The sequence below is a fragment of the Acidobacterium sp. FHG110202_01 genome (assembly GCF_059115305.1).
This window is the reverse complement of the sequence record NZ_JBZYWJ010000001.1, coordinates 588,867-609,392: the sequence shown is the minus strand read 5'-3', so window position 1 is coordinate 609,392 and position 20,526 is coordinate 588,867. Positions and strand designations below refer to the sequence as shown.

Sequence of the window (20,526 nt, the reverse complement as noted above, 5' to 3'; positions counted from 1 at the left end):
GTGTATCCGGCGGTGCGGGAAGGCGGAGGGGCGATGAGCGCGATCCTGCCGCAGGGGCATGCGCAGAATCCGCTGCTGCGCGAATACCGCCTGAACCATGCCTATGACGAGATGTTTGCGGCGGATGGAGAGATCCGTCCGCAGTATGAAGCGCTGCTCAAGGTGCTGACGTCGCTGCCGCCGCAGGAACTGCAGCGGCGCAAGCAGTATGCGGATGTCTCGTTCCTGATGCAGGGCATCACGTTTACCGTCTATGGGCAGGACGAAGGGACGGAGCGGATTTTCCCTTATGACCTGCTGCCGCGGCTGATCAGCGCGGAAGACTGGAGCGTGATTGAGCGCGGCCTGACGCAGCGCATCACGGCGCTGAACCTGTTTCTGCACGATGTGTATCACGAGGGCAAGATTCTGGCGCAGGGTGTGGTTCCGCGCGAGATTGTTTACAGCTGCCCGCAGTTCCGGCGGCAGATGCGCGGGCTGCAGGTTCCGCGCAATGTATATCTGGCTGTCGCGGGAACAGATCTGCTGCGCCTTGAAAGCGGCGAGTTTGTCGTGCTCGAAGACAATCTGCGCGTGCCGAGCGGCGTGTCCTACATGCTGAACAACCGGCGCGTGCTGAAGCGCGTGCTGCCGCATCTGTTCCGCAGCTATGGCGTGCGTCCGATCGAGAATTACACGCAGGCTCTCTTGGGCACGCTGCGGTCGCTTGCTCCGGAAGGGCGGCCTGAGCCTTCGATTGTGCTGCTTACGCCGGGCGTGTACAACTCGGCTTATTTTGAGCACACCTATCTGGCGCGCCTGATGGGGATTGAGTTGGTTGAGGGTCGCGATATCGTTGTCCACGACAATGTGGTGTACATGCGCACGACGGGCGGCCTGAAGCGCGTGGACGTGATCTACCGGCGCGTGGATGACGACTTCATCGATCCGCTGTCGTTTCGTCCGGATTCGATTCTGGGTGCGCCGGGGCTCTTCAATGCGTATCGCGCGGGGAATGTAACGTTGGCCAATGCGTTTGGAACAGGCGTGGCGGACGACAAGGCTCTGTATGCGTATGTGCCGGCGATTATCCGCTTCTATCTTGGCGAGGAGCCGGTGCTGAACAATGTGGAGACATACATCCTGGCGGATGCAAAGCAGCGGCAGCATGTGATTGCGAATCTCGACAAGCTGGTGGTGAAGGCGGTGGGCGAGTCGGGTGGATACGGGATGCTGATTGGACCGCACAGCTCGGCGCAGGAGCGCGAGGAGTTCAAGCGGCGGATCGAGGCCAATCCGAGGAACTATATTGCACAGCCTACGCTGGATTTTTCGACCGCGCCCTGTCTGCAGGAAGACGGATGTATAGAGCCACGCCGCGTGGATCTGCGACCCTACATTCTTTTTGGCGACAAGGTGACGATTGTGCCCGGCGGGCTGACACGCGTGGCTTTGCGGAAGGGATCGCTGGTGGTGAATTCGTCGCAGGGTGGCGGGAGTAAGGATACGTGGGTGCTGAGTTAAGGGCAGGGAAGTAGGGGAATAGGGGAATAGCTTGCTGATGTAGAGTCTTCCTGTTCCCTACTTCCCTATCTCCCTATTCCCTAAAAGGACATTATGCTTTCACGCGTTGCTGACAGCCTTTACTGGACGAGCCGCTATCTTGAGCGGGCCGAGCATACGGTGCGCCTGCTCGATGTGAATCTCGGTTTGATGCTCGATAAATCGCAGACGAGTGCCGAGCGCCGCTGGCTGCGCGTGCTGGCTTCATTGGGGAATCCGCCGCATGCAGAGTGGAAGGGCGATGCGTACAAGCTGGTGCAGGCGCTTTGCTTCGATACGTCGACTCCGGCTTCAGTCATGAGCTGCATTATTGCGGCGCGTGAGAATGCGCGGCAGATTCGCGACGCGCTCAGCGCGGAGCAGTGGCAGCGTTTGAACCGGCTGTTTCATGAAGTCTCGTCGGCGCGGAGCGATTTGTATTCTGATCTGCAGTTTGCCGAATTTGCGCCGGTAGTGATTGATGGAGTGCATCTGTTTCAGGGCGTGACCGATACGACGCTGAGCCATGGTGAGGGCTGGCAGTTCCTGCAGGTAGGGCGCTTTCTGGAGCGTGCCTTTGCTACGGCCATGCTGCTTGATGTTTACCATCGCGAGGTGACGCGGTCGACGGGCGAGGCGATGGACTCTTATGAATATGTGGAATGGGTGGGACTGCTGCGCAGCTGCACGGCGTTTGAGGCCTACTGCAAGGTCAATACTACGGACCTGACGTATGAGCGGCTGCTCGAATTTCTGATACTGGATGAAAGCTTTCCGCATTCGATCCGCTATTCGCTGGATCATGTGCACTGGTCGCTGGAAGTGATCCAGGAACAGAGCCATCAGCTGAATTCGAGTGAGTTAATGCGGGTTTCAGGCAAGCTGTGCACGTCACTGGGCTACGACCAGATTGACGATGTGCTGGCCACTAGTCCGGGAAGCTACCTGCGGCGAGTGCTGGCAGAGTGTCATCACATTCATGCGCTGATCTACGAGGTCTACATCCAGTATTCGGTGCAGACAGCGCTGGCTTTGTAGCAAAAGAGGAGTACATATGCCGTTTTATTCAGTGCGGCACCTTACCAAGTTTGTTTACAGCAATCCGGTGAGTGAGAGCATCAGCGAGATACGCATGCAGCCGCGGAGCGACTCGAATCAGCGCTGCCTGAGCTTTGCGCTTTCGGTAAGCCCGCGCTGCCGCGTGTTTCCGCATCGCGATCATCTGGGAAACCATGTGCATCACTTCGATATTCCCGGGCTGCATGAGCAGTTGGTAATGGTTGCCGAATCGCTGGTGGAGCATGAGGGCCTGGCTGAGATTCCGTCATTTCTTGCGCCCGATGCGTGGAAGGAACTGGATGCGCTGATTGCCGACGGCGACTATTGGGAGATGCTGTTGCCGAGCGAGTTCGCAAAGCCCACGCCCGCTCTGCTCGAACTGGCGGAGAAACTCGGAGCAGTGCGGCGCGATGATCCGCTGATGCTGCTGCATGAGCTGAACCGGCAGCTTTTCGACTACTTCAACTATGTGCCGCGCAGCACGCGCGTCGATTCGCCGATTGATGAGGCGCTGAGTCGGCGCGAGGGCGTATGCCAGGACTTTGCGCACATCATGATCGCGCTGGTGCGGCATCTTGGGATTCCGTGCAGGTATGTCAGCGGCTATCTGCACCACCGCCAGCAGGACCATGACCGCTCTATCCAGGACGCAACGCATGCGTGGGTGGAGGCTTTTCTGCCGCACCTGGGATGGGTGGGCTTCGATCCGACGAATTACCTGATTGCGCGTGACCGGCATATCCGCACGGCGCTGGGGCGGGATTATGCGGATGTTCCTCCGACGAAGGGGATTTTTCGCGGGCGCGCGAGCAGCAATCTCTATGTAGCTGTGCATGTGACGGCGTCGAGCGTTCCTCCGGCGCTCGACCAGGAGCTGCCGATTCCGGAGGACTGGTCGATGCTGGTGGAGAAGGCGCAGGCTCCTCCGCCGCCTCCGGCGGAGCCTTTGTTGCTGATTCAGGCGCAGCAGCAACAGCAGCAGTGATTTTCTTCCAATGATTTGTGAACAACCCCAGGTTAGCTCCGCGAACCTGGGGCACCCCTTATTGTGGCTGCCACTTCGCTCAGGATGACAATTTGTGATGTGTGTACCGCTAGGAGGGAAGCGAGGTGCGCACCTGCGATTAGACTTATTCCTTGCAAATCCCTGCGTTGTGGAGATAGAGGAATGAAGGTACGTTTTGCGGGCTGCGTTTTATTGTTTTCTTTTTGTGCTGTGAGCTCTGCGCTGTGGGCGCAGCGGCAGCAGATTCCTCCGGACCAGCAGAAGCGCATTGATGATGGCGTTGCGATTCATGAAGGCGACGTCACCGATAATCCCGGCCCGTTGGCGAAGGACCTTTCGGCGAAGCTCAAGCCACAAGCCGTAGAGGCGGCGATCCGCAAGGTTGCCGACTGGCAGATGAAGACGCAGCCTGACTTTGGCAATGACTGGACATGGAGCGTTCTCTATACCGGCTTCATGGCTGCTTCGCAGGCTACGGGCGATATGAAGTACCGCGATGCGATGATAGGCGTCGGCGAGAAGTTCAACTGGAAGCTGCGCTCGCATCTGCCGAATGCGGACGACTCGAGCATCGGGCAGACTTATACCGAGCTCTACATGCAGAAGCATGATGCACAGATGATTGCCAACACGCGCGAAGAGCTGGATGCGCTCTATCCCTTGGAAAAGGACTCACATGGACGGATTCCGTGGTGGTGGTGCGATGCGCTGTACATGGGACCTCCGGTATGGGTGAGGATGTATGTGATCACGCAGGACAAGAAATATCTCGACTACATCGACCGCGAGTGGTGGAAGACATCGGAGCTGCTCTACGACAAGGAAGAGCACCTGTATTTCCGCGATGCGACGTATCTCAACAAGACGGAAGAGAACGGAAAGAAGATGTTCTGGTCGCGCGGCAATGGCTGGGTGATGGGCGGTTTCGCGCGGTTGCTTGAGTACTATCCGAAGAACCGTCCGGAGCGCGAAAAGTACGTGCAGCAGTTCAAGGAGATGGCTGCGAAACTGGCTTCGATTCAGGGTAAGGATGGATTGTGGCGCTCGGGACTGCTCGATCCAGATTATTATGGCGTGCCGGAGAACTCCGGCTCTGCGCTGATTGCCTTCGGCCTGGCGTATGGCGTGAATGAGGGCATCCTGGACAGCAAGACTTACAGACCGGTTGTGGAGCGCGCGTGGAAGGGACTGCTTTCCTACGTCTATGCGGATGGTCGCCTGGGCAACATCCAGCAGGTGGGCGCAGCGCCTGCGTTCTACAAGCCATCGTCGAGTTGGGTATTTGGAGTGGGCGGATTTCTGCTCGCCGGGTCTGAGGTGGACCGCATGGCGAAGGGTGTGAAGAGAGCAGCTATACAACGTTGAGTTGATAGCTGCGTCCTGCTTCCAGTCTTGCGGAAACACTTCCGTCTGATTTCTGTTGCGCATGCGCTGCTGAGATCGAGGCAATCTTTTGTCCTTGCGGAGCGCGGAAAGCGTATTCGCCGGCGACATTGGGGCGAACGACACACGAGACACATTTTCTGTCTGTCCAGCGCAGATCCATTTCCGCTCCGCCGCGCACGCGCAGGCCTTTTACTTCTCCATCGGGCCATGCAGTGGGCAATGCGGGCAGCAGATCGATGGATGCATTGTGGCTTTGCACCAGCATTTCTGCGATGGCAGCGGTGGTCCCGAAGTTTCCGTCGATCTGGAAGATTGGGCCCTTCTCTGCGGGATGGGTATCGAAGAGATTGATATTGGTGCTGTGCTGCATGAGCATGGAGAGAGATTCCCACGCCTTATCGCCATCGCCAAGACGCGCCCAGAAGTCGATGGCCCATGCGCGGCTCCAGCCTGTGTATGCTCCGCCATTGGCCAGGCGGCGTTCGAGAGAGACGCGCGCGGCTTTCGCCAGCTCGGGCGTGCTTCGCGGCGTGATTTCGCTTCCGGGATAAAGCGGGTACATGTGAGACATGTGGCGCTGGCCGGGGGTGCTCTCCTCGAAGTCGATGGACCACTCCTGAAGCTGGCCATGCTTGCCGATCTGATACGGCACCAGGCGCTCGCGTGCTGCGTGGAGTCTGGCGGCAAAGTCACTGTCGATGCCGAGCTCTTTGGATGCCGCGATGCAGTTTGCAAAAAGCTCGCGGATCAACGCCATGTCCATGGTGCAGCCGGCGCTGGTCATGGCGCGCTTGCCATCGGGGGCGAGGAAGTCATTCTCGGTGGAAAACGACGGGCAGGTTGTCAGATGGCCTTTGCCGTCTTCGATCAGCCACGCAAGACAGAATTCCGCCGAGCCTTTCATTAGCGGGTAAGCGCGCGTGCGTAAAAATTCGCGGTCGCGAGTGAAGAGATGGTGCTCGTACAGATGCGCGCCGAGCCACGGTCCGCTCATCCCCCAGTTGGCCCATGTGGGCGCGCCTACTCCTTGGCCGACTGGATTTGAAGCGCGCCAGAGATCGATGTTGTGATGCGAGACCCATCCTGGAAGGCCATAGGTTTCCTGTGCCGTGCGTGCGCCGGTTTTGCTGAGGTCGTCGATCCAGCTGAAAAGCGGCTCGGCGCACTCACTCAGGTTGCAGGTTTCCGCATGCCAGTAATTCATCTGGACGTTGATATTCGATGTCCAGTTACTGCTCCACGGCGGAGTGATCTCATAGTTCCAGATGCCCTGCAGATTCGCCGGTTGAGAGCCTGGACGCGAGCTGCTGATGAGGAGATATCGTCCGTACTGGAAGTAAAGCGCAAGCAGAGACGGGTCTGGCGAAGTGGCGAAGCTCTTCAAACGCTGATCGGTCGGCTGCGAAGTGTTCTGCTGGCCGAGATGGAGAGACACGCGACGGAAGAGGCGCTGATGGTCTTCGATATGACTTCTGCGCAGGGCTGCGAATGATTTTGTTGTGACGGCATCGAGATGCTGGGCGGCCCTGGCAGATATTTCGTTCTGAGGTGTATCTGGAGCGTACTGATATCCGCGAAAACCCGTAGCCGCAGTGAGCAGGACTGTGAATGAAGATGCCTTCGCGATGTGGAGCTTGTCTTTATCTGCGGTGATGGTACCGCCTTCAGCTTGCGCCTGAAGAACGGTTGCAAAAAACATGCCTTCACCGATTTCATCGGACATGACGACGGGCTTTTCGCTTCCGGGATGTCCTGCTCCGGCGACATGCCCGGGAGCCTTTCCTGTCAGCAGCAACCTGTTGTTCCGAAGCGCCTGTACGGATTTTCCAAGCGGGCTGTCGAGCGAGACTGTGCAGGAAATTGCGCCGGGCTTGTTTGCTGTTACGCGCAGAACGATGACCTGATCGGGAGCGGAGACAAATGCTTCGCGCTCAAACTTTATGCCATTGACGTTGTAGCTGGTTCGCGCACATGCAGTGTCCAGGTCCAGTTCGCGGCGGTATCCGGCTGCGGATCCTGAATGGTTGAAATCGATGCGCAGGTTGCCGAGCGGCTGATAGGCCTCCGCGAAAAGCCCCTGCAGCTTATGGCAGAGTTGATCGGCAAGGTGGTAGTCCTGCTTCTCCAATACTGCGCGTCGAATTTCGGCCAGGTGATTCTTGGCATCAGGATTGTTGCCGTCCTTCGGCTTGCCTGACCAGAGTGTGTCCTCATTCAGCTGCAGAAGCTCTTTGTTGATGCCTGCATCTTCTCCACCGCCGAAGACCATCGCTCCAAGCCGGCCATTCCCAATGGGCAGGGCATCGACCCACTGTGCTGCAGGCTTGTCGTACCACAAGGTCAGGTCGCCTGATGGTTCCGTGGCAGGAGCGGCGGCAAATCCAAGATGTTTTGCAAGAGCGAGCGTGCCGAGAGTTGCGGATGACGAAGCAATGAACCTGCGCCGGGTATACCTGCCCATGAAACAACCCTTTCTTCAGTGAAATCGACTGATTCATTGTAGGGGATGCGTGATGATGCTGGATGGAAAAATCTACCGCTAAAACGCTAAGGACACCGAATGGCTGTTTCCAAGGCGTAAACATCCTGATCGTGGCTGTTGTGGTGCCTGCGTTACAGGTTCAGTAGATTGAAAAATTGGAGGATCAGTCCTGTGAACTCATATACAGAAGACGAAAAGGTTTTGCGGCAGATCATCGATGACTGGAGCGCCGCTGCACGGCGGCGTGATTATGATGGCGTGCTGGCGTATCACGCGCCGGACATACTGATGTTCGACGTGCCGCCACCCTTTCATTCCGAAGGGCTAGAAGCATACAGGAAGACATGGGACCTGTTTTTTCACTCTATGGCAGATCCTCCGACATTCGACTTCTCAGACGTGCAGGTCACTGTTGGGAAAGATGTGGCGTTCGCAACTGCACATGGCAGATGCCTGAGCAAAGAGAAGAGTGGCGTTGAGGAAGTGCACTTTCGATTGACAATGTGCTTTGAGAAACGTGGCGGCGAATGGTTGATTGTGCATGAGCACCACTCTGTGCCGGCGGTCTGATGCTCGCAGGAATTGACAGCCATGGGTTCCGGCAGTTACCAATTCTTCCGAATCGGATAAAGGCACAGCGTATCGGATAGCGGTACTACTATGGAAGCAGGGAGAAAGTCGTGACGTTTACTGAAGCTTTTCGAGAGCACGGAAGCACTGCAATGGAGCCGTTTGTTCTGAAGACAGAGAGCTGCCGGTGGGACAGCGTAAGCCTGGGTGAAGTGATGCTGCGTCTCGATCCGGGTGAAGGAAGGATCCACACGGCGAGGCAGTTTACTGCGTGGGAGGGCGGCGGCGAATACAACGTGGCCCGCGGCCTGCGCCGCTGCTTTGGCCTGAAGACCGCGGTGTCGACGGCGTTTGCGGACAATCCCATCGGGCGGCTGGTGGAAGATTTCATTCTGCAGGGCGGTGTCGACTCTTCTTTGATTCGCTGGGTGAAGTATGACGGCGTGGGGCGCACGGTGCGCAACGGGCTCAATTTTACCGAGCGCGGATATGGCGTGCGCGCTGCCGTGGGCGCGTCGGATCGCGGGAATACGGCGATCTCGCAGACGAAGACAGGCGATTTCGATTGGGAAACGATCTTCGGGCCGCAGAACGGGTCGCGCTGGTTTCATACGGGCGGAATTTTTGCTGCGCTTTCTGAGACGACCCCGCTGGTGGCCGCTGAGGCGATGGATGCGGCGAGGAAACACGGAACCATTGTTTCCTATGACCTGAATTATCGCGACTCGCTGTGGAAGGCGATTGGCGGCAAGGCAAAGGCGCAGGAAGTGAACCGCGACCTGGTGCGCAAGGTCGATCTTCTGCTGGGCAATGAAGAGGATTTTTCCGCGATGCTGGGGATTGAGCTCGAAGGCGTGACGGAAGACTTCGACGAGCTGCCCATTGCCAGCTACGAGAAGATGCTGCGCGATGTTGCCGCGGCGTATCCCAACCTGAAGATGATTGCGACCACGCTGCGCACAGCCCACACGGCCAGCCGCAACGCATGGGGCGCGATTGCGCTTTACCAAGACGAGATTGCGCATGTGCCGCAGCGCGAGGTCGATATTCTGGATCGCGTTGGCGGCGGCGATTCATTTGCGTCGGGGTTGATCTATGGCATTCTTGCGGGCAAGCCTGTGGACTGGGCGGTGCGGTGCGGCGTGGCGCACGGCGCTCTGGCAATGACAACGCCTGGCGACACCAGCATGGCTACGCTTGCGGAAGTGGAGCGCGTGATGAAGGGCGGCTCGGCGCGGATTGCGCGGTAAACAAATTCGGGAGAAATATGTCAGCAGAGATTAAAGCAGAGATAGAACGGGTTGGGTTAATACCGGTGTTGCGCGCAAAGTCGGCAGACGAAGGCCATGCACTGGTGGAGGCCATGATTGCGGGCGGAGTCACAGTGGTTGAAGTGACGATGACTGTTCCCGGCGCAGTGGAACTGCTGCGCGAACTGAAGAAGGAACACGGCGGCAAAGTGCTGCTTGGCTCAGGCACTGTTACGACAGCGGCACAGGCAGCGGCCACGGTCGAGGCTGGTGCTGAGTTTGTAGTGAGTCCCAGCCTGCATCCTGAGGTAATTGCGAAGACGAAAGAACTGGGCAAGGTTTCGATTCCCGGTTCACTGACTCCGACGGAAGTGATTACGGCGTGGCATGTGGGAGCAGACTACGTGAAGATCTTTCCGTGTTCGGCTGTGGGCGGCGCGAGTTATCTGAAGTCGCTGCTGGCTCCGTTTCCTGATCTGCAGTTGATTCCTACAGGTGGAGTGACACAGCAGACGGCTGCAGATTTTCTCAAAGCCGGCGCGCGCGCGCTGGGAGTCGGCGCTGATCTGGTGAATGCGAAGGCGATTGCCGAGGGAAAGCCGGAACTGGTGACGAATGCAGCGCGGGCATATCTCGAAATCATCCGCCAGGCTCGGGGATAGAATGGCTGATCAACTGTACCGCAAAGCGGTACAGTTGCTACAAAAAGAGAACTACCTGCTTTTTAAATAATTGACAATCGTTTCCCTAATGAAAAAGAATGCGTAGCGTTTAAGAAACAGCAGTTTCAACCGTTTCGTAAAAAAAATGGGAATTCTGGATCGTTTTCGTTTAGATGGTAAGACTGCCTTGGTTACCGGCGCAGCCAGCGGATTAGGCGCAGCGATCGCGGTCGCACTGGCTGAGGCCGGCGCATCGGTTGCCTGCCATGGAAACCGCCGCCCGGCCAAGGCCACTGCAGAGCACATTCAATCTCTGGGGAAAGAGTCGCAGAGTTTTTCCGCTGACCTGAGCCTGCCTGATGGCGCGGACAGGCTGTTTGCGCTTGTCAGTGAGGCGATGCGCGCTCCGGACATTCTGGTGAACAACGCAGGGATGATCTATCGCAATGCCGCTGAAAATTTTGAGTATGAGGCATGGAACACGGTTCTGCAGGTGAACCTGAGCAGCGTTTTCCGGCTCTCGCAGCTTGCGGGAAAAGAGATGCTTCAGCGGGGCAGCGGAAAGATCATCAATATTGCATCGCTGCTTTCCTTTCAAGGCGGTATTCGCGTTCCTGCGTATGCGGCTTCAAAGGGCGGTGTGGCGCAGCTGACCAAGGCGCTGGCCAATGAGTGGGCCGGGCGCGGCGTGCAGGTGAATGCGATTGCTCCGGGGTATTTCAAGACGGAAAATACATCAGCGCTGCAGCAGGACGAAACGCGCAACCGGCAGATACTGGAACGCATTCCCGCGCAGCGCTGGGGAGAGCCGGAAGACCTTGCGGGTGCAGCGGTGTTTCTTTCTTCTCCTGCGAGCGATTACGTCAATGGCGAAGTGCTGGTGGTTGACGGGGGATGGATGGCGCGATGAGCGAGATCAATGTGGTTCACGAAAAAGATATTGCGCCCGGCACGCCGGAGCCTGGATTGCTGCGGCAGGTGCTGACCTATAACCCCAAGCTGATGCTGGTGCGCCACCAGATGGAGAAAGGGTGGAAAGGCGCGCTGCACAGCCATCCGCACGATCAGCTGGTTTATGTGATCAGCGGAAGGCTGCGTTTTGCGGGCGGCGTGTCGAGCTTTGAAATCGCCGCGGGTGACAGCTTTATTGTTCCCGGCGGAGTCGAGCACCAGGCTGAGGCACTGGAAAAATCAGAAGTGCTCGATGTGTTCACTCCTTATCGCGAAGACTATGCGGTGGAGAAGTAGCAGCAAGGAGGCGCTGTATGAATGCGGTAGTGGTTACGCCGTCAGACACAGGGATTGGCAAGCATGCTGATCCATATCAGTTGCAGAGCATTGATCGCATTGTGGCGATGCTGGATATGTTGAGCGAAAGCGATGTTCCGTTAAGCCTTGCGGAAATCTGTTCGCGCATGGGGCTGCACAAGAGCACAGCGCACCGCTCGCTGATTGTGCTTGAACGCACGTCGATGATCGAGCGCACTCCTGAAGGGCGGTTCCGTCTCGGCCTTAAGCTTTATGAGCTGGGCAACCGGGCTGTGGAGCAGATTGATCTGCGTGAGCGGGTGCAGCCATTCTTTCGCAGGCTGTCGATGGAAGTAGGCGAGACGGTGCACCTGAGCGTTCTGCAGAAGACGCGGGTGGTGTATCTGGATAAGGTTGAACCGAACCGCAGAGTCTGCATGACGTCGAAGACGGGAACTTCAAACCCGGTGTACTGTACATCGATGGGGAAGGCGATGCTGGCTTTTCTGCCGGAAGATATGCGGGAAGAGATTATCAGCAGGATCAAGTTCATCCGCTTTACGAACAAGACACTGTGCTCGCGTGAGGCGCTGCTGAAGTCGCTGGAGCGAGTGAAGAAGCGCGGCTTTGCGATTGATGATGAGGAGATCGAAGTAGGTGTGCGCTGCGTGGGCGTGCCGATTTTCGATGAGAATCGCTATCCCGTAGCGGCGGTGAGCGTTTCGGGGCCGGCTTCACGTATTACTGTGCAGAGCGTCCCCGGGATTGCTGAGAAGCTGATCCGCTGCTGCAACGAAATCTCGCGGACGCTGGGCATTCATGAAAAGAAGCGGTCGCGATATACGTCACCGTTTTTCCATCACTACAGCAACTAAAGGGGAAAGACATGAACCGTTCGATTTCGCGGCGCGATGTGCTGAAAGGCACGGGTGCGTCGCTGGCCGCACTTGGCGTGAGCAGTGCGATCGGCAACTCCGCGCTGGCGCAGGATGGGACACAGGCAACGGATCAGAAGCAGGAAGCAACGCGCGCGCAGCGCATGCAGTGGTGGCACGCCGCGAAGTTCGGCATGTTTATTCACTTTGGCCTTTACAGCACGATTGGCCGCCACGAATGGGTGATGGAGGATGAGGCGTGGCCCATCGGGCCGTACCAGCAGCATGCGAATATCTTCAAGCCGGCGAAGACTTCTCCGCGGGCGTGGGCGAAGCTGGCGAAGCAGGCGGGGATGAAGTACATGGTGCTTACGTCGAAGCACCATGAAGGCTTTTGTAATTTTGATACGAAACTGACCAACTACTGCGCTCCGAAGCAGGGGCCAGGCTACGACATTGCACGCGAATATGTGGAGGCTGCGCGCGCTGAGGGAATGCATGTCGGCTTCTACTATTCGCTGATGGACTGGCATCATCCCGACGGCGCAAACTGCGCCACGGATGAAGCTGCGCGGCGGCGCTTTGTGGATTACACGCATGGACTGATCCGTGAGCTGCTGACGAACTACGGCAAGATCGACGTGCTGTGGTATGACGTGGCGTGGCCGCTCGATGCGAATGGCTGGGAATCGGAAAAGATGAACAAGATGGTCTTCGAACTGCAGCCGGAGATCATTGTGAACAACCGCAACAAGCTCGAGGGGGACTTTGCCACTCCGGAGCAGCGGATTGTCGCCGAAACGAATGGCCGCGCTTGGGAGTCGTGCATGACGCTGAATGACAGCTGGGGCTACCAGCGCGCGGATGATAACTGGAAGTCATCGCGCACCATTGTTCGCAATCTGATTCAGTGCGCGCGCGATGGAGGCAATTACCTGCTGAACATCGGACCGAAGCCGGATGGCTCGATCCCGGAAGAGTCGGTGCGCATTTTGAGCGAAGTTGGCCGCTGGATGGAGACGAACGGCGACACGATTTATAAGTCCGATCTATGCCAGATGCGGCGGTCTAATTATGCCAGCTTTACTCGGACAGGGAACACGCTCTATATGCATGTGCATTACTGGCCAGGCGAGTATGTGGCCATCAGCGGATTGAAGCCGAAGGTGAAGTCTGCGCGCCTGCTCAAAACCGGGGCCGAGGTGAAGTTCACGCAGGATGAGTTCCAGACGAAGTTTACCGGGCTGCCGGAGAAGGCTCCGGATTATCCGGTGACCACGATCGCGATTGAGTGCGATGCCGAGCCGCAGCAGGATACGGATTTTGTTCGCAAGAACAAGCCGCGTGATGGCGTGGGTATCTGATCCCACGCCATCATGTTAATTTCTACTCTTTCACCTTTACTACGATTGTGCTGAAGAGCACGCCATCAGCGATTTTCAATTGATGCGGAGTGCCGGCGGGGACGTGCACGATGTCCCCGGCGGAGATTTCCTGCGTATGGCCGTCGCTGATGCTGGAGCCTTTGGTTTCGCCGTCCGGAGTTGTTTTTGAATCGACGACGGTGCCGCCGGTGGTGAGTGTTGCATGGCCCTGCTGGACGACGAAGATGTCGTCGTAGTGCGCGTGAATCTCAGCGCCGCCGCTTGCTGTCCTGACTGAGAGCTGAATCTTGTGGCTGCTGTAGTCACCGAGGGTTGCTCCGCTGCTGCCGGATGGTTTGGCCTTGGATGCAAGGTCAGCAAGCTGCTGCTTGACATCCTGAGCTGAGAAGTAGTCGGCAGCCTTGGCGCTCTGCTGTGCGTGAGCGGTGGCAGCGAGTAATAAAAGTGCAGACGAGAGCAGGAATTGTTTTTTCATGGAGATCTCCAGTTTAGAGCAGAGTCTGGACGGGGACAGCGTCCATGTCCGCATAATCCTGATTTTCTCCACCCATGCCCCAGCAGAAGCTGTAGGCGCTGGTGCCTGCGCCGGCATGGATCGACCATCCTGGAGAGACAACGACTTCGCGGTTTTTCATGACGAAGTGGCGGGTTTCATCACCAGGGCCCATCAGGTGGAAGACGCGCGCGTCATCGGCAAGGTTGAAATACATATAGATTTCCGAGCGGCGCATGTGAGTGTGTGGCGGCATCGTGTTCCATGAGCTGCCGGGATGAAGATGCGTCACGCCCATCACCAGCTGGCAGCTTCGCGCTCCTTGCAGGTGGATGTACTTGTAGATGGTTCGCTTATTGCAGGTTTCCATGCTGCCCAGCTCGGTGGGATTGGCGTCTGCCTGTTTGATGAGCGTGGCGGGGAAGTTTGTGTGCGCCGGATAGCTCAGTAAATAGAAGATGGCCGGTTTTGTTTTGTCATTCGAGGCAAAGGTGATCTCGCGGTTTCCTTTGCCGATGTAAAGGCAGTCGAGGTTTTCCAGCTCGAATGCTTTTCCATCAACAGTAATGGTTCCGCTGCCGCCGATGTTGAGCGCGCCGAGCTCGCGGCGCTCCGTGAAGTAGGAGGCTTTAAGGCTGTTGTCGGTGGGCAACTCGATCGGTGATGCCTCGGGCGCGGCGATGCCAACGACAGCTCGGTCGAGATCAACGTAAACGAGCTGAATGGTTCGCGGCTGGTAGAGGTTGTCAAGCAGAAAGGTTTCGCGCAGCTCTGCAGTTGTCATGCGCGGGTATCGTACGGGATCAGCAAGCAATTGGATTTTCATGAATGAGTCCTGATAGCTAAGATTTAACGTTTCGCCGGAAGCTGTTCGAGCAGCCAGCGAATGTACTCCTTGCCGCCCGCGAAATTGTCGTACGGTGGTGGAAGTTTTCTTCCATCTGCGTATTCGTTATAAAGCCATGGATCAACAAGGCCGATGACAACGCCCTTGCCATATTTTGCTTTTGCCAGCAGTATGTCGCCTTTGTCACGCCATACGGCTACGGTTGGATCTTTGGCCGTGATGGTGCAGATTTCCTTCACGAAGATGGTGTGCGGGGAATGGAACACCGGTCCGCCGCCGTTGACGTCGATTCTGCCCATCTCGTACTTGTCGCCCTGCACGCCGTTTCTCTGCACGTGATTGAAATGCATCCCGAATTTGTCAGTGAGTATGTTGAGATGCTCTATGTCGGCATGGGTTGGATCATTCTGCATGACGAGGAGAGTGCCGCCCTGTTTCACCCACTCGACGACCTGCGAAGCTGCGGCCTCATCCATATAGTGCGGGTTCTTATTCCAGTCGGTGCTATCGGGCGAGACGATGAAATAGATGTCGGTTTTGCTCAGGTCTGCAACGGTTGGACTTTTCGGAAGCGTGTCTGTCTTCAGTCCATACTCACGCAGCATGTGGCCGAAGAGTGAGTATCCGCTGTTGCTGAAGTCGTCCCATTTGTAGTGGTAGAGGACGGTTTGTCCGGCAGCATTCTGGCGCGTCTGGCTGTTGAACCATGCGTCGAGCAGGATGGTCTTACCGCGCCCGAGGGGTGCGGTCTGCGCGGCTTCAATCTCAGTGCTTGCCATGAGGAATGCGCCGATACCTTTGGGATCGTTGCTGACAACTTCCTGGCTGGTGTAGTAGCCGTAGCCGCCGTCGTTGCCGGAACCGGTGCCGAGTCCGATGGCATGGACTGTACCGGTGAGCTCAGACTTGCCGTCGGGATCAGTCTTGATGAATTGTTTGAGGATTCCCTGATAGCCGCGCTGCGCATTCGACAGATAGGATGGCTGCAGATAGCCGAGACGAACTCCCTTGGCGAGCGCATAGGTGAACATGCAGGATGCTGAGGACTCAGGATAGTTATTCTTGGCTCCGGCTTTGTCCACGACCTGATACCAGAGGCCGGAGTTCCTGTCTTGATATTTTGCGATGGCGACAGCGAGATGCTGCAGGATTGCGAGCAGCTTTGCGCGTCCGGGGTCATCGCCACTGTAATAGGGAAGCGTATCGACAAGGGCCATCATGTACCAACCCATGCCACGCGCCCAGAAGTTTGGAGATGCTCCGGTGGTCTTATTGGCCCAGAGCTGTTGTTTGGTTTCGTTCCATCCGTGATAGAGCAGGCCGGTCTTTGGATCGCGCGCGTGCTCTTCCATCAGCACAAATTGTTTTGTGATGTCTTCGAAGTCCTGCGGCTCGTGAAAAGTCACAGCGTATTCGGCATAGAAAGGCTCGGCCATGTAAAGGCCGTCGAGCCACATCTGGTTGGGATAACGCTGCTTGTGCCAGAAACCTCCGTCAGAGGTGCGCGGGTGCGTTGCCAGCTGCTGGCGAAGAAGCGTCACGGCCTTGTAGTACTTCACATCCTGCGTTACGCCGTAGAGAAGCAGGAGCGTGCGGCCGAGCGCGAGGTCGTCGAGCTGATTGTCAGCAGCGCTGTATGTAGGAATGGAGCCATCAGCGGCAATGAGCGCATCGACTGACTCCTTTACATACTTGTAGTAGGCAGCGTCTCCGGTGTGATACCAGACGTCGTCCATGCCTTCGAGAAGAACGCCGAGCTCGTAATTCCATTTCCAGGGCTGGTCTTCGGGCAGGAATCTACCCTTCGGCCAGCGTTCGATGGCGGCGTTGGCCATGCGCTGCGACCGTAGCTGATTGTCGGAGCCGGTTGCGGCACAGGAAGGCTGCAGCGAAATTCCAGCAAAGAAGAGAGAGAGCAGGAGGTGAATGAGTTGCTTGCGCATGGGTCAACGTTCAGGCCGCGTCCGGCTTAAGGATTGGTGTATCAAATGCGCATCACGCATGTCTCAAAATAGATGCGCAGGTGTCTCGCTATAGGAGACATGTTCTCAGCTATGAGACGCGCGACGCAATATATCCCGCTATATGGAACTGGATCAAGGCATTGTCTCTTCTGAAGTTTGACAAGCATTTCCTCATGTAGCTAGTTTGCGGTTGCACCAAAAAATGACTTCTCCTGCGCAACGAAAGAATCGTGCGTGATTGTGGGGAGAAGCATGGTGCTCTGCGTTTTGTGCGAGGAGGACAGTTGATGGGTAAGAAGCAGAGTCTTTCTGCGTCTGTATTATTTTTGGTCGTTCTGGTGTTCGCGGGGTGGAACCAGGCTGGGGCTCAGGCAGTTTCTGCAACGCTGCTGGGCAGTGTGAACGACAAAACCGGAGCCAGCATCAATGGCGCCAATGTCACGATCAAGGAAGTCTCGACAGGAATTACTCACGAGACCACGAGCAATGCCAGCGGCAACTATACATTTCCTGACCTGCCGCCCGGAGCATATTCCGTAACAGTCGAAGCTACCGGATTCAAGAAAGAGACACGCGCGAAGATTGACGTGATTGTGAACACGACCACGCGTGTCGATCTTGATCTTGAGCCGGGCAGCGCTTCTGAGACGATCACGGTGACGGATATTCCTCCAGCACTGCAGACAGACCGCGCTGATGTGAGCACGAAGTTTGAGGCGCAGCATGTGCAGGATATGCCGCTTGGCGTCGGGAGAAATTTTCAAGGGTTGCTGAATCTTGTGCCGGGAACGACCCCTGCGACCTTCCAGCATTCCCAGTTCTTCAATGCGCAGAACTCGCTGCAGACAGAAGTGAACGGCCAGCCGCGCATGGGCAACAGCTACCAGATTGAAGGCATTGACGACGACGAGCGTACGGGCCTGCTGCAGATCATGATTCCGCCGGCAGAGGCCATTCAGACGGTCGATGTCTCGACCAACAACTTTGAGGCGGAGCTGGGCCGCGCGATTGGCGCAGTGACGAACGTGAGCCTGAAGTCTGGATCGAATGCTTTTCACGGTTCGGCGATTGAGTATTTCCAGAACAGCGCACTGGATGCGCGCTCGTACTTCGCGTCGACCGTGGGCCATGTGGCGTACAACTATTTCGGCGGCAGCTTCAGCGGGCCGATCTTGAAGAACAGGTTGTTCTTCTACGGTGATTACTTCCACACCGCGGACCACGAAGCCAATTCGAATACGCTGACGATTCCGTTCAAGCAGTATTACACCGCGAATGCAAACGGCAACATCGACCTGAGCCCGCTTTTGACCAGCAGCGGCCAGGGGCAGGTTTATGATCCTGCCACGACGCAAGTCTCAGCTAACGGCACGGTGACGCGCACGCCATTTCCGAATAACCAGATTCCTGCAAACCGGGTAAATTCTGTTTCGGCGGCTCTGCTCAATTTGCTGCCGGCGCCGAATATTAATCTTGGCAGCACATCTTCGCCATCGAATAACTACTTCGCTGTGCTGCCCTATCGCAAAGGTGTGGATACCTTCGACATCAAGATCGACGCGCAGCTTACAGAGAAAGACCACCTGAGCGGGCGCTACAGCTATCAACACACGAATATCTTTCAGGCTCCGGTCTTCGGACCCATGGGTGGCGGTCCGGCGCAGGGATCGGTCCAGGGAACAGGCACACAGAACTCATTCAGCACGGGCGTGAATTATGATCGCGCGTTTTCACCAACGCTTCTCACGGAAGCACGTCTTGGAGTGGCGCACTATCGCAGCACGGCCCAGCCGAGCGATTACGGCTCGAATGATGCGACTGCGATCGGCATTCCCGGGGTGAACATCAGCCAGTTCACCAGCGGGCAGGTGGGAATTATTCTCGGCGATTTCAGTGGCAATCCACTGATCGGTTATTCGCCTTCCTTGCCATGGGTGCGCGGCGAAGCAAATATCGATTTCGTAAACCACTGGACAAAAATCATCGGCAACCACACGATCAAGTTTGGCGCGGATTTGCGGCGCATCCGTGACGATCTGCTGCAGGACCAGACCTTCAGCCCGCGCGGCGCGATTACCTTCAGTGAGAATCAGACTTCACAAACCGGCGCGACGACGAATATCGCGAACGAGATCGCAAGCCTGCTGCTCGATGTGCCGAGCCAGGTCGGCCGCGACCTGAATACATATTTCCCCGCATACAGGCAGTGGTGGTTCTTCGCCTTTGGTGGCGATAAGTGGCAGGTGACGCCGAAGCTGACAGTGGATCTGGGACTGCGCTGGGAATTTTATCCGCCGGCGACGCCAAGAAAATCCGGCGGCTTCTCCAACTACGATCCGACGACAAACTCGCTGGTGATTGCGGGCGTAGGAGGCAATCCGTCGAATCTTGGCATGGAGACACGCTATCGCTACTTTGCTCCACGCACGGGTTTTGCGTATCGCGCGAGCGACAAGACGGTGATCCGTGGAGGATTCGGCATCAGCTACATGCCTTTCGCGGATAACACGTACGCGTACAACTATCCCGTGCGCGCGAACAACAGCTATCAGCCGACAGGCGCGGCCAGTTCGTATACGCCAGCTGTGCTGGACAACGGACAGACAGCAACGTTCCAGGCCGGATTTCCTTTGCCGAAGCCGATTGATGTTCCTTCGAACGGCATTATTACACCTGCTCCGCTGAGTCAGTCTTATGTGGTGATTCCGAAGAACTACAAGAACCCATATGTGGAGTCGTGGAATGTGGCAGTACAGCAGGCGCTTCCCAGGCAGTTCACATTTGAGTTGAGCTATGTGGCGAACCATGGAGTAGGTATCGGCGCGTCACAGAACATCAATCTGCCGCCTGTGCTTGGACTGGGTGCGGCTGGCGAGCCGGAGAACATTGCCTTCGGGCGCACGGCGGCAACGAATGTCTATTTCCTTGGCTACTCTTCGAATTACCAGTCGCTGCAAACGAAGCTGACGCGTCGCTTTACGAATGGCCTTGCGTCGCAGTCGGCATTTACGTGGGGCAAGGGACTGGGATACCAGGATGCTGATGATGGAGGGTTGCATTTCTGGCTTGATCAGCGGCGCAACTATGCTCCGGCAGATTATGACCGCAGGCTCAATTTTGAGCAGAGCTTTACCTATGAGTTGCCTTTCGGGCGCGGCAAGCGCTGGCTGCAGAGCGGCGTAGTGTCGAATGTTCTGGGAGGATGGAAGCTGTCGGGCATCATTTCCATCCTGTCGGGAACGCCGTTCACCGTGAGTGCGAATGGCGGCACGATCAACACGCCGGGACAAACGCAGACCGCGAACCTGAACAGGCCGTTCCATGTGCTGCATGGAATCGGGCCGGGACACAACTGGTTCGATCCAACGGTGTTCGGCCAGCCTACGGGCTGCACGGGAACGCCGTGCCCGATCATCTATGGGACGACGCTGGGAAATTCGGGACGCAATCAGTTCTATGGGCCCGGATACATTCAGGACAATATTTCAGCGTTCAAAACATTCGGCATCCGGGAGAACCTGAACCTGGAAGTGCGCGCGGATGCTTTTCAGCTGAGCAATACGCCGCAATTCAGCAATCCGAGCAGCTCGATCACCAGCACGACGTTCGGGCAGGTGACGGGCACGATCGGCAGCGGCTCCGGCGTGAATGGAACTGGGGGCGGGCGCGCGCTGCAGCTTTCGGGCACCATTCGTTTCTAACGAACTCCAACTTTCCGGCGGGGCCTATACCGGAAAACAGTATGGGCCCTGGCTATCTCTGACTGCATATTCATCGG

The 20,526-nt window shown here is 57.0% G+C and carries 16 protein-coding genes; 12 read left to right on the top strand and 4 right to left on the bottom strand.

All coding sequences use genetic code 11. From position 1 onward, the window contains the following. Positions 1-33: 33 nt before the first annotated feature. From AC5S16_RS02410 to AC5S16_RS02395, 4 genes are all read left to right on the top strand, one after another. Complete coding sequence (locus tag AC5S16_RS02410) at positions 34-1,503, top strand: circularly permuted type 2 ATP-grasp protein (protein WP_493928408.1); 1,470 nt, start codon at positions 34-36, stop codon at positions 1,501-1,503. Positions 1,504-1,596: 93 nt separating this feature from the next. After that, on the top strand, positions 1,597-2,559 hold the full coding sequence (locus AC5S16_RS02405; protein WP_493928407.1) for an alpha-E domain-containing protein: 963 nt from the start codon (positions 1,597-1,599) through the stop codon (positions 2,557-2,559). 16 nt (positions 2,560-2,575) lie between these two features. Next, entirely contained in the window at positions 2,576-3,565 is a 990-nt protein-coding gene (locus AC5S16_RS02400) for a transglutaminase family protein (protein ID WP_493928406.1), read from the top strand. 183 nt (positions 3,566-3,748) lie between these two features. Continuing rightward, positions 3,749-4,951, top strand: a complete 1,203-nt coding sequence (locus tag AC5S16_RS02395; protein ID WP_493928405.1) for a glycoside hydrolase family 88/105 protein — start codon at positions 3,749-3,751, stop codon at positions 4,949-4,951. Here the strand turns inward: AC5S16_RS02395 and AC5S16_RS02390 are convergent. Continuing rightward, positions 4,938-7,433: a glycoside hydrolase family 95 protein gene (locus AC5S16_RS02390; protein WP_493928404.1), complete on the bottom strand. Its 2,496-nt coding sequence runs from the start codon at positions 7,431-7,433 to the stop codon at positions 4,938-4,940. The two genes, AC5S16_RS02395 and AC5S16_RS02390, sit on opposite strands and share 14 nt — an antisense overlap. Positions 7,434-7,625: 192 nt before the next feature. Here AC5S16_RS02390 and AC5S16_RS02385 point away from each other — a divergent pair, with 192 nt between their 5' ends. From AC5S16_RS02385 to AC5S16_RS02355, 7 genes are all read left to right on the top strand, one after another. After that, entirely contained in the window at positions 7,626-8,024 is a 399-nt protein-coding gene (locus AC5S16_RS02385; protein WP_493928403.1) for a YybH family protein, read from the top strand. Between the two features lie 110 nt (positions 8,025-8,134). Continuing rightward, positions 8,135-9,274, top strand: coding sequence for a PfkB family carbohydrate kinase (locus tag AC5S16_RS02380; RefSeq protein WP_493928402.1), 1,140 nt, complete (start codon positions 8,135-8,137; stop codon positions 9,272-9,274). Positions 9,275-9,291: 17 nt separating this feature from the next. After that, positions 9,292-9,936: a bifunctional 4-hydroxy-2-oxoglutarate aldolase/2-dehydro-3-deoxy-phosphogluconate aldolase gene (locus AC5S16_RS02375; protein ID WP_493928401.1), complete on the top strand. Its 645-nt coding sequence runs from the start codon at positions 9,292-9,294 to the stop codon at positions 9,934-9,936. Positions 9,937-10,081: 145 nt separating this feature from the next. Then, a complete protein-coding gene (gene kduD, locus AC5S16_RS02370; protein WP_493928400.1) occupies positions 10,082-10,846 on the top strand; it encodes a 2-dehydro-3-deoxy-D-gluconate 5-dehydrogenase KduD in 765 nt (254 codons plus the stop codon). Beyond that, a complete protein-coding gene (locus AC5S16_RS02365) occupies positions 10,843-11,184 on the top strand; it encodes a cupin domain-containing protein (RefSeq protein WP_493928399.1) in 342 nt (113 codons plus the stop codon). Before kduD ends, AC5S16_RS02365 begins: the two co-directional genes overlap by 4 nt. Before the next feature lie 17 nt (positions 11,185-11,201). Next, positions 11,202-12,059, top strand: a complete 858-nt coding sequence (locus AC5S16_RS02360) for an IclR family transcriptional regulator (protein ID WP_493928398.1) — start codon at positions 11,202-11,204, stop codon at positions 12,057-12,059. A gap of 11 nt (positions 12,060-12,070) precedes the next feature. Continuing rightward, on the top strand, positions 12,071-13,423 hold the full coding sequence (locus tag AC5S16_RS02355; RefSeq protein WP_493928397.1) for an alpha-L-fucosidase: 1,353 nt from the start codon (positions 12,071-12,073) through the stop codon (positions 13,421-13,423). Positions 13,424-13,445: 22 nt separating this feature from the next. Here AC5S16_RS02355 and AC5S16_RS02350 read toward each other — a convergent pair whose 3' ends face one another. From AC5S16_RS02350 to AC5S16_RS02340, 3 genes are read right to left on the bottom strand one after another with little or no spacing between them, the layout of a single operon-like run. Further along, positions 13,446-13,919 carry a cupin domain-containing protein gene (locus AC5S16_RS02350; RefSeq protein ID WP_493928396.1) on the bottom strand — a complete coding sequence of 158 codons (474 nt, stop codon included), beginning with the start codon at positions 13,917-13,919 and terminating at the stop codon, positions 13,446-13,448. A 13-nt stretch (positions 13,920-13,932) separates the two neighbouring features. Beyond that, a complete protein-coding gene (gene kduI / locus AC5S16_RS02345; RefSeq protein WP_493928395.1) occupies positions 13,933-14,763 on the bottom strand; it encodes a 5-dehydro-4-deoxy-D-glucuronate isomerase in 831 nt (276 codons plus the stop codon). Positions 14,764-14,786: 23 nt separating this feature from the next. Beyond that, positions 14,787-16,727, bottom strand: a complete 1,941-nt coding sequence (locus tag AC5S16_RS02340) for a glycoside hydrolase family 88 protein (protein ID WP_493928394.1) — start codon at positions 16,725-16,727, stop codon at positions 14,787-14,789. Between the two features lie 308 nt (positions 16,728-17,035). Here AC5S16_RS02340 and AC5S16_RS02335 point away from each other — a divergent pair, with 308 nt between their 5' ends. Beyond that, positions 17,036-20,449 carry a TonB-dependent receptor gene (locus AC5S16_RS02335; protein ID WP_493928393.1) on the top strand — a complete coding sequence of 1,138 codons (3,414 nt, stop codon included), beginning with the start codon at positions 17,036-17,038 and terminating at the stop codon, positions 20,447-20,449. The last annotated feature ends 77 nt before the right edge of the window (positions 20,450-20,526 follow it).

Bases quoted from the DNA above. Each gene is read 5' to 3' on its own strand.
- AC5S16_RS02410 (WP_493928408.1), top strand. From the start codon at position 34: ATGAGCGCGATCCTGCCGCAGGGGCATGCGCAGAATCCGCTGCTGCGC.
- AC5S16_RS02405 (WP_493928407.1), top strand. From the start codon at position 1,597: ATGCTTTCACGCGTTGCTGACAGCCTTTACTGGACGAGCCGCTATCTT.
- AC5S16_RS02400 (WP_493928406.1), top strand. From the start codon at position 2,576: ATGCCGTTTTATTCAGTGCGGCACCTTACCAAGTTTGTTTACAGCAAT.
- AC5S16_RS02395 (WP_493928405.1), top strand. From the start codon at position 3,749: ATGAAGGTACGTTTTGCGGGCTGCGTTTTATTGTTTTCTTTTTGTGCT.
- AC5S16_RS02390 (WP_493928404.1), bottom strand. From the start codon at position 7,433: ATGGGCAGGTATACCCGGCGCAGGTTCATTGCTTCGTCATCCGCAACT.
- AC5S16_RS02375 (WP_493928401.1), top strand. From the start codon at position 9,292: ATGTCAGCAGAGATTAAAGCAGAGATAGAACGGGTTGGGTTAATACCG.
- kduD (WP_493928400.1), top strand. From the start codon at position 10,082: ATGGGAATTCTGGATCGTTTTCGTTTAGATGGTAAGACTGCCTTGGTT.
- AC5S16_RS02365 (WP_493928399.1), top strand. From the start codon at position 10,843: ATGAGCGAGATCAATGTGGTTCACGAAAAAGATATTGCGCCCGGCACG.
- AC5S16_RS02360 (WP_493928398.1), top strand. From the start codon at position 11,202: ATGAATGCGGTAGTGGTTACGCCGTCAGACACAGGGATTGGCAAGCAT.
- AC5S16_RS02355 (WP_493928397.1), top strand. From the start codon at position 12,071: ATGAACCGTTCGATTTCGCGGCGCGATGTGCTGAAAGGCACGGGTGCG.
- AC5S16_RS02350 (WP_493928396.1), bottom strand. From the start codon at position 13,919: ATGAAAAAACAATTCCTGCTCTCGTCTGCACTTTTATTACTCGCTGCC.
- kduI (WP_493928395.1), bottom strand. From the start codon at position 14,763: ATGAAAATCCAATTGCTTGCTGATCCCGTACGATACCCGCGCATGACA.
- AC5S16_RS02340 (WP_493928394.1), bottom strand. From the start codon at position 16,727: ATGCGCAAGCAACTCATTCACCTCCTGCTCTCTCTCTTCTTTGCTGGA.
- AC5S16_RS02335 (WP_493928393.1), top strand. From the start codon at position 17,036: ATGGGTAAGAAGCAGAGTCTTTCTGCGTCTGTATTATTTTTGGTCGTT.